10 protein-coding genes and 1 pseudogene are annotated in these 11585 nt (G+C 67.7%); 5 read left to right on the plus strand and 6 right to left on the minus strand.

Annotated elements, in window-relative coordinates; translation table 11 throughout:
* Positions 1–527: 527 nt before the first annotated feature.
* Positions 528–866 (minus strand): helix-turn-helix transcriptional regulator, encoded by a 339-nt coding sequence (locus DAT35_RS38205; RefSeq protein WP_108074215.1) that lies wholly within the window; start codon positions 864–866, stop codon positions 528–530.
* Between the two features lie 717 nt (positions 867–1583).
* Here DAT35_RS38205 and DAT35_RS38215 point away from each other — a divergent pair.
* Positions 1584–2246 (plus strand): hypothetical protein, encoded by a 663-nt coding sequence (locus tag DAT35_RS38215; RefSeq protein ID WP_108074216.1) that lies wholly within the window; start codon positions 1584–1586, stop codon positions 2244–2246.
* A gap of 29 nt (positions 2247–2275) precedes the next feature.
* Here DAT35_RS38215 and DAT35_RS38220 read toward each other — a convergent pair whose 3' ends face one another.
* Positions 2276–2620, minus strand: coding sequence for a class I SAM-dependent methyltransferase (locus tag DAT35_RS38220; RefSeq protein WP_233261968.1), 345 nt, complete (start codon positions 2618–2620; stop codon positions 2276–2278).
* A 620-nt stretch (positions 2621–3240) separates the two neighbouring features.
* Between DAT35_RS38220 and DAT35_RS58450 the strand changes: the two genes are divergently transcribed.
* Both DAT35_RS58450 and DAT35_RS61935 read left to right on the plus strand, forming a co-directional pair.
* Complete coding sequence (locus tag DAT35_RS58450; RefSeq protein ID WP_146210070.1) at positions 3241–3465, plus strand: hypothetical protein; 225 nt, start codon at positions 3241–3243, stop codon at positions 3463–3465.
* 59 nt (positions 3466–3524) lie between these two features.
* Positions 3525–3737: pseudogene (locus tag DAT35_RS61935) on the plus strand (alanine racemase C-terminal domain-containing protein); the annotation flags it as partial.
* Between the two features lie 32 nt (positions 3738–3769).
* Here DAT35_RS61935 and DAT35_RS38235 read toward each other — a convergent pair.
* From DAT35_RS38235 to DAT35_RS38250, 4 genes are read right to left on the minus strand one after another with little or no spacing between them, the layout of a single operon-like run.
* Positions 3770–5992, minus strand: a complete 2223-nt coding sequence (locus tag DAT35_RS38235) for a transporter substrate-binding domain-containing protein (protein ID WP_158502083.1) — start codon at positions 5990–5992, stop codon at positions 3770–3772.
* 52 nt (positions 5993–6044) lie between these two features.
* The gene (locus tag DAT35_RS38240) at positions 6045–7229 is read right to left on the minus strand and encodes an iron-containing alcohol dehydrogenase (RefSeq protein WP_108074219.1); all 1185 of its coding nucleotides are present in this window, start codon (positions 7227–7229) and stop codon (positions 6045–6047) included.
* A 12-nt stretch (positions 7230–7241) separates the two neighbouring features.
* Entirely contained in the window at positions 7242–8702 is a 1461-nt protein-coding gene (locus DAT35_RS38245; protein WP_108074220.1) for a glutamine synthetase family protein, read from the minus strand.
* Positions 8703–8756: 54 nt separating this feature from the next.
* Entirely contained in the window at positions 8757–10247 is a 1491-nt protein-coding gene (locus tag DAT35_RS38250) for an aldehyde dehydrogenase family protein (RefSeq protein WP_108074221.1), read from the minus strand.
* A gap of 84 nt (positions 10248–10331) precedes the next feature.
* Between DAT35_RS38250 and DAT35_RS38255 the strand changes: the two genes are divergently transcribed.
* Positions 10332–11069, plus strand: coding sequence for a glutamine amidotransferase (locus DAT35_RS38255; protein WP_108074222.1), 738 nt, complete (start codon positions 10332–10334; stop codon positions 11067–11069).
* 27 nt (positions 11070–11096) lie between these two features.
* The gene (locus DAT35_RS38260) at positions 11097–11555 is read left to right on the plus strand and encodes a hypothetical protein (RefSeq protein WP_108074223.1); all 459 of its coding nucleotides are present in this window, start codon (positions 11097–11099) and stop codon (positions 11553–11555) included.
* Positions 11556–11585: the final 30 nt, after the last annotated feature.

Raw genomic sequence — 11585 nt, forward strand, 5'->3', positions numbered from 1 at the left:
GCTGCGAATGAACCGGGCGACCGGCAGCTTCACTCCCTTGAGAGGGTGAACCGGCAACGTGACGGTCACGCGCTCAATTAAGGGTGGAGGACTTGTGGCAGTGTGTCGATGCCGTCGTGAAGGGAGCAGGAGGGGTGAGAGCGATTGTGGAGCACCTGGGGTTGCCCACGGCGAGTGCGCACCTGGCCCCTGCGCGAGGGCCGCCCCAGAGCGCGTGGTGTTGAAGCTCAAGCCGCCACAGCCAGCCAAGAGAGCCAGGCACCTGCCGCGCCCCTCCTGGGAAGGCGGCTGGGGTAGGCGTGTACCCCAAAGTGGCTGCGCGGCCTCTCCACCGGCTTGGCACACAGCCCACATGTCCCCCTCTGCGGTCGTCCTCGGCCCTCCTCGGCCCCTCTGCACCAGCCCTCACCCTCAGCACAGCTCCTATCTGTCTTAGAACCTGGAATCTGTAGAGCCAGCGCGTGTCCAGGCTCGCATGCTGGCTCGGTAGACGCCCGCCAGGATGGCGGCCCCGCAGCCCTTGGCATTCAGCGCCCCGGCAGAAGTAAGGCGACCAACCGCGCCAGTGCCTTGATCCTCGGACTGTCCAGGCGAGCGAGGCGGCGCAATAGGCGGCGCTTCTCGGGCGTGTCACTCAGGCCGGGGGGCACCGTGTTTGCCCCGGGGGCGCTCTGCCCCGGCTCCACCTCGGCAAACCCCATCAGTTCATGGGGGCCGCTGCCGAGAATCAGGCACATGCGCAACAGCGTTGGAACGCTCGGCAGCACGCCCCCCCGCTCCATGCGCCCGTACACCTCGGGAGCGATGCCGATGCCCTCGGCTGCTTCTGCTTGAGTCATGCCTGCCCGCTTGCGTGCCTGCTTCAAGGCCGCGCTTAGGGTAACGGGTAATCGGCGCTGCCGGATCTCGATGACGTATAGGCGGGAGAGAGGCCCTGTTGAGGGTGAGGGCTGGAGCGGAGGGGCCGAGGAGGGCCGCTGACGGGGCCTCCCGAGCGATGCTCCCGGCCGGTGGACAGACCGCTTGAACCCCCTTGGGGTACACGCCTGCCCAGGCCTCGCTCCCATCAGGTGCGTGGCTGGGGCCGCCGGCCTGGTGGCTGTCTTGCGCCTCAACACCTCGCGGCCTGGGGTGGCCCCCGTGCCGGGGCCAACCTCGCACAGGCCGTGGGCAAGCCCAGGTGCTCCACAATCGCCCGCCCCCCGGGGGCCCCCTTCACCTACGCCAGCTCCTTTCGCCTGCCTCCACACCGCGGACAGGCGAAGCCCGTCCAGGGCTTTCCGTCCTGCGCAGCAGCCCGGCCCACTCCACCCGCGCCGTCCTCTGCTTCCTCGGCTCCTCCACCGTCGCGGCCTAGCAGAGGCTCTCCTTCTGTGGGCCCGCCTCCCTCCCCGCTTGAGGGAACAGGGCGTAATGGAGGGCTCTTTTCCCTCTGTCAGCCCCCTCGCACCGCGCCTATGACAGACCCCCCTCGAACCACGCCATCGATTGCTTGTCGACAGTGCCCTGGTCAGCTTCGTGAAAGGCACATCATCCCTGGCTCATGATGATCCGCGAACCCCACTCGCAGCAGGAAGAAGGCCATGGAAGGCTCAACCCCGAGAGAGCAGCGGAATCCGTCCGATAGGAGCGATCGGCCGAAAACGCTGTGGAAGCTGAGCCACTGGTGGTGGCGCTACTTCCCGCTGCTGGGCATACAGGTGTTCGACACCTTCGGTCTATTGCTCATCGGTCTGCAGGCCGACAAGGGCAGGGTCCCTCTCGCGCTGCTGTGGAGCATGGCCTGGTTTGGAATGGGCTCGCTGCTGGGGTTCCTCTTTGGAATTCCCCGGGTAGTCCAGGGCACGCTTCCAGCGCCCCATGCCCCGCGAGATCCGACCGCTGAAGATCCCCCTCCGACTGCTGCTGCATCCGGCGCGCCCCTCTTCTATGACCAGAGAGTCAATACCAACCTGGAGCAGATCTCCGACTGGCTGACCAAGATCCTGCTCGGTGTCGGGCTGATACAGATCAAGGAGCTTCCGAGCACTGTAAAAGCCATTGCCTGGTACATGGCAACCGGACTGACCGCCTCGACGGACGCAGGAGCGCCTCCCGCCCAAGCACAGGGCCTGGCGACGGCCATCGTGCTCTACTGTGGCACCATGGGCTTTCTTGGCTCCTACGTCTGGTCGCGGATGTACATCGCCCGCACGTTCCGCTGGGCGGACCAGGCAGAGAGGCCGCGCGTGGCACCCAGGGGTTGAGTGCTCTTCTCCCGGCGGTCAGCAAGCCTTCAGGCTCGGCTCGTCGCCACCAGCCGCGCCTCGTGTCGGCCCTCGTCCGTCCAACCCTCGGTGAGCGAGAGGATCTCCAATCCATGGAGGAGCCGGGGCAGCTCGCCGTCCTCCAACAGGAAGCGGGCCGAGGGATGCGGGTTGCGTTGCAGGTTACTGCGAGTGGGCTGCGCGAAGACGAACAGTCCTCCCGGCGCGAGCACCTGGGGAATCGCAACGAACAGAGGCAGCCAGAGGTAGTTCAAGCAGAGCACGACGTCGAAGGGTCCGGGAGGCAGCGGCTCGCGCTCCACGTCCAATCGCTGGATGTGTTCGCCTGCGTGAGGTGTAGAGGCAGGCGTCAAGTGCTGGCATACCTGACGGCCCTGCCTCAATGGTCCCCCAAAAATTCGAGGCCCCCCCTAACCCCTGGGGCCATCTCGAAGATGGAGGGGGCCCACTTCTTGGGCGGGGCCGGTGGCCTCCGTGTCTCCACAGGCCGCGAGCGAGAGCGACAGACAGGCTGCGAGCAATCGAGTGCGCATCGGGCGCTTCCTCCGTCAGCGGCGGGATGTCGCGTGGGGAGGAATCATGCAGCCCGGCTATTCACGTAAGTCCAGCAACTCTAGTGGTTATTTAAATATGTGTCTTTTTCACTTCAGGTGTGCACCCGGGGGTCGGCGGAGGCTGGCAGGCCGTGCTACCCTGGCATGTCATGCGCTCGCGTGTGCAGTCCACTCTCCTCCTGTGGCTGTCCTCTCCTGGCTCCGATGGCGCTGGAGCGCTCGAACACGCGCACTCCAAGCGCTTCTGGAAGCGAGGGCGCGTGATGTGGATATGTGCCCTGATTCTGTGCCTGTTCTCCGCTCCCGCGAGCGCGTACCGCACCGTCTTCAAAAATAGCTGTGAGGGTAAGAAGGTTGGTGACGCGTGCAACGACCGCTACAGCGATAGCCAGCCAGGGATATGCGTCGAGAGTCGATGCATGGACTCCTCAAATTTCTTCGCCATGGGCGCGGATGAGGATGTCGAGCCGGTGTGGTTTGACTGCTACTCTTGTCGGAACCCGGAACAGCTCGCGAAAAAGCAGCTCGGGATTCGCATCATGACGATGCTGGCGCTGGGCGCGGTGGGTGCCTCCACGTTCGCCTTGTACCGGTGGCGTCGCCGCTCCAGGGCCATGAGCTCCCCACCCCAGGGGCAATCCTGAGCCTCGCCGTGCATGCGACCTCGTTTTCCACCGAGGCCATCCGACAAGGCTTCTGAGCCTGCCCGGTGCTGGGGCGCGTGATGATGAATCCCATCATCGTGGACGTGACGCGGGCAACGCACGACGAGCGCCCGCTCACGGCGACGCTGCTCGGCAAGGATGGGAACGAGCACCTGCACGCGGAGCACTTGGCGGACGGGGCGCCCACCTGCGGCAAGTGCTACACAGTATCCGGGCAGACCCAGCCGCCACCCCAGTCGCTCGGGCAGTGAGCGGCGCGAGAGCGGCCCTCGCACGGCAGGGCTCACGCGGAGGGCGGAGGGGACGCCCGCTCCGCTCCGCGCGGAAGCACCACCGTGAAGGTCGAACCCTCTCCGGGCGCGCTCTCGACGGTGATGGTTCCCCCATGGGCCTCGATGATCTGCCGGGTGATGAAGAGCCCGAGCCCGAGCCCGCCATAGTGACGCTCGGAGACCGCCCGCTCGAACTTCTCGAAGATGCGGGCCTTGGCCTCGCTCGGGAAACCGATGCCCTGGTCCCGCACCACGAGCCGCACCGTGTCCGTCTCGGGCTCGACCCGGACCTCCAGCGGATTTCCCTGTCCGAACTTGATGGCGTTTCCGAGCAGGTTGCTCACCACCTGCTCCAGCCGGTGCCGATCCCACCACCCGATGGCAGGACATCCGGTCCGAAGCTCCAACCGGGAACCGCAGCGCGACAGTTGCTCGCGGAGGGCCTCCACCACGTCCTGGACCACCTGGCAGAGCTCCACCTCCTCACGGTTCAGCTCGATGCGCCCCGCGCCGATATGCGAGACATCGAGCAGCTGCTCGATGAGCTGGTGGAGCCGATCGGCCTGGGCTTCGATGCGGGGCAGTTCTCGCAGCAGGGCGGCGGTGCGAATCCCCTGCTCCGGCGCCTCATGGGCCAGGCGGCGAAGCTTCGCGAGGCGGAGCTTCAGGGACGTCAGGGGCGTGCGAAGCTCATGGGCGGCGATCATCAGGAAGACATCCCGGATGCGAACGGCCTCCTGGGCTTGCTGATACAGCCGGGCATTGTCGTACGCGATGGTGGCGCGCCTGGCCACCTCCTGCGCCAGCTCGAGCTCCTTCGGCCCGTAGCGCCTTCCCGGTGTCCCCGAGCCCAGGGTGAGCACTCCGATCAGGTGTCCTCGCGAGATGAGCGGCACCGAGAGAGCGCTCCGGGTTCCGAGCGCGAGGATGAGCTGCGCATGCTCCTCGCTCTCACTCGTGGCCCGGACGTCAGCCTCCGACAGCTCGGGGTAGAGAAGCGGCTGACGGGTCCGAAGCACCTCGCTGGCCGGACTGAGGCCTCCCATCCGGGCCGGATGGCGTTCGGCGAGCGCCTCGAGCAGGGGCCGCTTCGTGGGGCTGATATGGGCCCCGGCGATCCGGCGGACCCGATCCTCCGTCACCACGTCGATGACGCACCAGTCGGCGAGGTAGCGCACACACAGGTTCCCCAGGCGGGAGAGGGTCACGGAGTAATCGAGCGTCTCGGAGAGGATGACGCTCACCTCCGCGAGAAACGAGACGTTGCGATGCGCCTCCGCGAGGTCAACGGTTCGCGCCTGCACCTGCCGCTTCAGCGCCTTGTTCCAGGTGATGACCGACCCCACCACCACGCCCACGCCCACCGTCACGATCGCCACGAACCGCCAGAAGAGGGGATCCAGGTAGAACGGCGACTCCCACGTGTAGACCCATTTCCTCCAGATGCGCGCCCGTTCCTCATCCGAGACCTGGCTCAGTCCTTTCTGGAGGATGCTGTGCAGGATCGGCTCGTCCCGCCGGATCGCCATCGCAATGTCATAGAAGTAGGGAGTCGTTCCCGCCACATGGAGGTTCGTCAGGTTCTCCTGGGCGATCAGATAGGAGGAGGTCGCAACATCGGCGATCACCGCATCGACCTCACCGGTCGCCAGGCGCAACAGGGATTCGAGATCCGTGGACACGGGGACGAGCTGAAGCTCGGGATGCTGTCTCGTCAGGTAGTCATGGACTCCGAAGCTCCTGCCGACAGCGATCCGCAGCCCCTTCATCTCCTCGAGCGTGAGCCGCTCCCACGTCCCCTGGCGCACGATGATGAGGGTCGGGATACGGACGTACGGCTCGGTGAAGAGGAGGTACTCCGAGCGCTCGGGCGTGGGGGCCAGCCCGCTGGCCACATCCACCTTCCCCTCGCGCATGTTCTGGAGCAGCACACTGACGCTGGTGGGAGCAGCCCTGCGGAACGTGAAGCCGAGGTTCCGCTCCACCAATCGGAGATAGTCCGCGGCGATTCCGCTGAACGTCCCCTGGTCATTGATGAAGGAGAGGGGGGGAGAGTCGGGATAGGACTGGAACACGAGGGAGTCGGCATGGCTCTTGAGCCACTCCCGCTCCTCGGGAGTGAGCGCATCCGGGGCGCGTCTCTGGAGGATGCCGCTCCCGAGCACGAGGGCCACTCCCGCCAGGAGGACCAACCCGGCGAGGAGAAACCAGCGGTGTGCTCGGTCCAGGCGCATAGGAGGTCTGTGCGTAACCTCCGCTCCCCATCGGCAACGTCCTCGAAGGGAGTCAGAAGGCCTCGCGCAGCAGCGCGAGCAGATCCTCCTGGGTGCACGGGCGCGGGTTGCCCCGGTGCGAGGCATCCTGGAAGGCCTTCTCGGAGATGCGCGCCAGGTCCTTCTCCTGCACGCCCGCGTCGCGCAGACGCGAGGGAATGCCGATGGCGGCGTTCAGCTTGCGCACCCGCTCGACGGCGTTGCCCGCGAGCACGTCCTCACGCGCATTCGAGGTGTCTCCCATGGCCGCGGCCACGCGGGCCAGTCGCGCGGTGCTGACCGGGCGGTTGAACTCCATCACCACGGGCAGGACGATGGCGTTGGCCAGGCCGTGGTGCACGCCGGAGATGGGCGTGAGCGCGTGCGCCAGCGCATGGCAGGCCCCGAGCCCCTTCTGGAAGGCCATGGCGCCCTCCATGGCCGCCACCATCATGTCGGTGCGGGCCACCAGGTTGCTCCCATCCTGCACGGCCGTGGGCAGCGAGCGCGCCACGCGGGCGATACCGTCGATGGCCACCGCGTCCGAGAGCGGGTGGAAGCCATTGGACACGTAGGCCTCCAGGCAGTGCGTGAAGGCATCCATGCCGGTGGCGGCGGTGGGCCCCGGAGGCAGCCCCAGCGTCAGCTCGGGGTCGCAGATGGCGGCCCTGGGCATGAGGAACGGGCTGAAGATGACCGTCTTGCGCCCCGTGTCCGAGAGCGTGGCCACGCCCGAGCGGCTCACCTCCGAGCCCGTGCCCGCCGTGGTGGGAATGGCGATCAGCGGCGGCATGTTGTCGCGCACGTACTGGTCCCCGCCCGTCGCGTCGTCATAGCGGGAGAGCGGCGGCTCGTGCGTGGTGAGGACCTGGACCAGCTTGGCCGCGTCCAGCGGACTGCCACCGCCCAGGGCGATGATGCCGTCGCACTTGTTCGTCCTGTAGGCAGCCAATCCCGCGAAGGCATCGCGCTCGGTCGGGTCCGGCTTCACTTCCTCGAAGGTGGCGAAGGACACTCCGGCCGCCTTCAGCACGACGTACAGGCGCTGCGCCAGTCCGGCCTTCACCACACCCGCGTCCGTCACCACCAGCGGGCGCTTCATGTTCAGCCTCGCCACCTGGGCCGGGAGCCGATTCAGGGCACCCGCCCCGAGGACGATCTTCGTGGGCCAGGACATCTCGGTGATGCGCGGCTCGCCCGGCATGTCGAACGGTTTCATCGGTGCCTCCCCCTAAATCAGCTCCATGTAGCGCTCGAGCTCCCAGTTCGTGACGGCCCGCTCGAAGCGCCGCGCCTCCCAGTCGCGCGTGCGCACGTAGTGGTCCACGAACTCCTCGCCCAGAATCTGCCGGGCCCGCTTCGAGCCCTGAAGGAGTCTCACCGCCTCCTTCAGCGAGCGCGGCAACGGAGGCGCCTCGGTCGAGTACCCGTTGCCCGCGACCGGCTCGGGAGGCTCCACCTCGTTCTCGATGCCCCACAGGCCCGCCGCGAGGCTCACCGCCATGCCAATGTACGCGTTCATGTCCGCGGCCGTCTGGCGGTATTCGATGCGCATCGACTTGGGGCTGTCTCCAATGACTCGCACCGCCGTGGTCCGGTTCTCCCGGCCCCACGTGACCGTCACCGGCGCCCACGTGTTCTCCACGCTGCGCTTGTAGCTGTTCACCGTGGGCCAGTAGAGCGCCGTGAGCTCCGGCATCAGCTCCAGCACCCCGCCGAGGTAGTGCCGCATCGTCGTGCTCATGCCGTCGCGGGACTCGGGGTCGTGGAAGACGTTCTCGTGGCTCTTGAGCGACCACAGCGACTGGTGGATGTGCCCCGAGCACCCCGGCAGCTTCTCGTTCACCTTGGCCATGAAGCAGGCCGTCAGCCCGTGCCGCGAGCAGATCTCCTTCGCCACCGTCTTGAAGAGCGCCGCCTTGTCCGCGGCCTTCTCCAGGTCGTCGTAGCGGATGGCCGCCTCGAAGACGCCCGGGCCCGTCTCGGTGTGGAAGCCCTCCAGCTCCACCCCGAAGTCGCGGCACCCATCGATGATGGCGTGCACCAGCGGCGCGTTGAGCGACGTGCGCAGCCACGAGTACCCGAACATCCCCGGCGTCAGCGGCGTGAGGTGCTCGTAGCCCTTCTCTTTCAGGGACTGGGGCGTCTCCTTGAAGATGAAGAACTCGTACTCGGCGCCGAACTTCGGCAGGAAGCCCATGTCGCGGGCACGCCGGCCGATCTTCTGCAGGAGCTGGCGCGGGCTCGGCTCGAAGGGCGAGCCATCCGGGTTGAGGAAGTCCAGGAGGAAGGCGGCCGTGTCCGGCTCCCACGGGATGATGCGCCCGGTGGTGGTGTCCACGCGGCACAGCCCGTCCGGATAGCCGGTGTGCCAGCCCGTCACGCGCGTGTTGTCGAGCAGCTCATCCGTGATGTCCCAGCCGAACACCACGTCACAGAAGCCGAGCCCGCTCTTGCAGGCGGAGAAGAACTTCTCCAGCGACACGTACTTGCCGCGCCAGACGCCGTCCACGTCGAAGCCGCCCATCTTCACCTGGCGGATGCCCTTGTCCTCGAACCACTTGTGCAGCACGTCCGAGTCCGAGGGCTGGCCCAGCGGCCGGGCAGCGCCGTGCTCCTTCTCCTTCGCTCGCACACGCCTGCCCGCCGGCGCTGGCAGGGTGATGACCTTCGCCTTGGAACGGTTCGCCATTGGTCTCCGCCTCCTCCTTCGCCCGACACCCATGACCGTGCCCGGCCCTTTCTCTCAGATATCCGCGGGCAGCTTCGTCCACACCGCCTTGGTCTGGAGGTAGCCCTCCAGGGCGTGGTGCGACAGGTCCCTGCCCCAGCCGGACTCCTTGTAGCCACCGAAGGGCGCGGCATCGTCGAACTCGTTGAAGCAGTTGACCCACACCACGCCGCTCTTCACCCGGCGCGCCATCGCGTGGGCCTTCGCCACGTCCCGCGTCCAGATGGAGGCCGCCAGCCCGTACGGCGTGCCGTTGGCGATCTCGATGGCCTGCGCCTCGTCCTTGAAGCGCAGGCAGCTGAGCACCGGACCGAAGATCTCCTCCTGCGCGATGCGCATGTGCGGCTGCACGTCTCCGAAGATGGTGGGCTTCACGAAGTTGCCCTTCGCCTTGGCGCCCTCGGTGTCGCGCCCGCCGCCCGCCAGCACCTTCGCGCCCTGCTGCTTGCCGCTCTCGATGTAGCCGAGCACCGTCTCCAGTTGCTTCGCGCTCACCTGTGCGCCCATCTCGGTGGCGGGGTCCAACGGGTCGCCCACCTTCATCTTCCGGGCGCGCTCGGTCAGCCGCGCCACGAAGGCGTCATAGGCCTGCTCGTGCACCAGCACGCGGCTGCCCGCGTTGCAGATCTCCCCCTTGTTGCTGAAGATGCCCCAGAAGCACGCATCCACCGCCCGCTCGAAGTCCGCGTCCGGGAGGATGATCTGCGGGCTCTTGCCACCCAGCTCCAGGGTCAGTTTCTTCAGGTTGCTCGACGCCGAGGCCTGCAGGAGCCGCCGCGCCGTGCGCCCCGAGCCCGTGAAGGAAATCTTGTCCACGTCCGGGTGCCGGGCGAGCGCCTCGCCCGTGGGGTCGCCGTAGCCCGTCACCACGTTGAGCACACCAGGAGGCAGCCCCGCCTCCAGCGCGAGCTGCCCCAGCCGCATGGCCGTGAGCGGCGTGAGCTCCGAGGGCTTCAGCACCACCGTGCACCCCGCCGCCAGCGCCGGCCCCAGCTTCCAGCACGCCAGGCACGTGGGGTAGTTCCACGGGACGATCGCCCCCACCACGCCCACCGGCTCCTTCAGGCAGTAGGTGAGGAAGGGCCCGTCCACTGGCAGCACCTCGCCGATGATCTTGTTCGCCCAGTCGGCGAAGTAGGACAGCGTCGCCGCACCGGGCCCCACGTCGCCGCGGATGGCCTCGCGGAACGTCTTCCCGTTCTCCGTCGACTCGAGCAGCGCCAGCTCCTCGCGGTGCTGCCACAACTGCTCGGAGAAGCGGCGGATGATGCGGCCGCGCTCGCTGGCGTTCATCCGGCCCCAGGGACCGGACTCGAAGGCCCGCCGAGCCGCCTTCACCGCCTTGTCCACGTCCGCCGCCGTGGCCGAGGGCACATCGCACAGCTTCGCACCCGTGGCCGGGTTCACCACCGGGAGGGTTCCGCCCTCCACGGGGTCCACATGCTGGCCGTCGATGAGCAGCTTGAGGACCGGGAGCTGGAGGGAGAGCGAGCGAGCGTCGGTCATGGGAACTCCTCGGGGCAACAGGAAGCGGCAGCCGAAGCTAGGGAGCGACATCCGACGCGGCAACCCGACCCACCGAGAGGCGCGATGAGGAACGTTCTGCTGTTGAAAGCCGGTGATGCGGCCCACTCCGTGAAGCTCAGCGTCGGTGACTATGAGCACTGGTTCGTCGAGTCGCTCGGACCCGGGGGCTGCCAGTTCGACATCCTCCACGTGCACCGGGGCGCCCGGCTGCCAGACCGTGCGGCGGGCTACGACGCGGTGATGATGACGGGCTCACCCGCGTCCGTGACGCAGCTGGAGCCGTGGATGGAGCGCGCCGCGGACTTCATGGTGGGCGCGGCGGCCCGGGGCATACCGGTGCTCGGGGTGTGCTTCGGGCACCAATTGCTCGCGCATGTCCATGGGGCGCGAGTGGTGCGCAACACGCGGGGGCGGGAGATCGGCACCGTGGAGGTCGCCCTGAGCGAGGCGGGCCGCGCGGACCCGCTCTTCCACGGCCTGCCCGAGCGCTTCACCGTCCAGGCCACCCACGAGGACATCGTCGAGCAGACCCCAGCCCACGCCACCGTGCTCGCGGGCAACGCGAGCACCGCCGTGCAGGCACTCGCCTTCGGGCCCCTCCTCCGCGGCGTGCAGTTCCACCCCGAGCTCCACCCGGCCGCCATGCGCGCCCTGATTCTGGCCCGAGCCGAAAAGTTGGAGGTCGAAGCAATAGCCCGGGGCCACACTCCTGGAGAGCGGGTGCAGAGGCTGCTGGCGGGGATTGCTCCCTCGCCCGGCGGGCAGCGCATCCTGCGCAACTTCGTGGAGCGGTTCACCTGAGAGCGGGGCTGGGGTAGGTAGTGTCCCATGGCCTCGCGTTGGGACTACCTCTTCGAGACGAAGCCCGTCCCGCTCATCGACCATCTGCTGGAGGAGGTGGCGAAGCTGCTGGCGAAGGATCTCCAGCAGTGGCCGCCGCCCGTGCAGGAGCTGGACCTGGAGGTTGGAGGCCAGTACGCGACGCTCTTCACCGAGCCGCCCCCGCGCCCGGTGCGCGCCGTCTATGACGAGGCGCTGCGGCTGTCGCGCTGGGAGCTGAGCCGGGAGCTGGACGCCTACGACGACTACATGCGCAACAAGCGCTACCTGGAGCGGGGGCTGGCGCCGACGGACCGGCTCGCCCTGCTCTTCCTGAACCGGTGGATCGTCGACCAGATGCTGGGCCTGGGCGAGGCCACGGAAGGCCGGGTCAACCGCCGGCTCATGTTGCAATGCCTCGACCGCCTGGAGGCCCGTCAGAGGCTGATCCAGACGACCCTCTCTTGAGACCTGACGGTCCCTCTGCCATAAGCCGCG

Source organism: Vitiosangium sp. GDMCC 1.1324, assembly GCF_003044305.1.
In the GTDB taxonomy this organism is placed as follows: Bacteria; Myxococcota; Myxococcia; order Myxococcales; family Myxococcaceae; genus Archangium.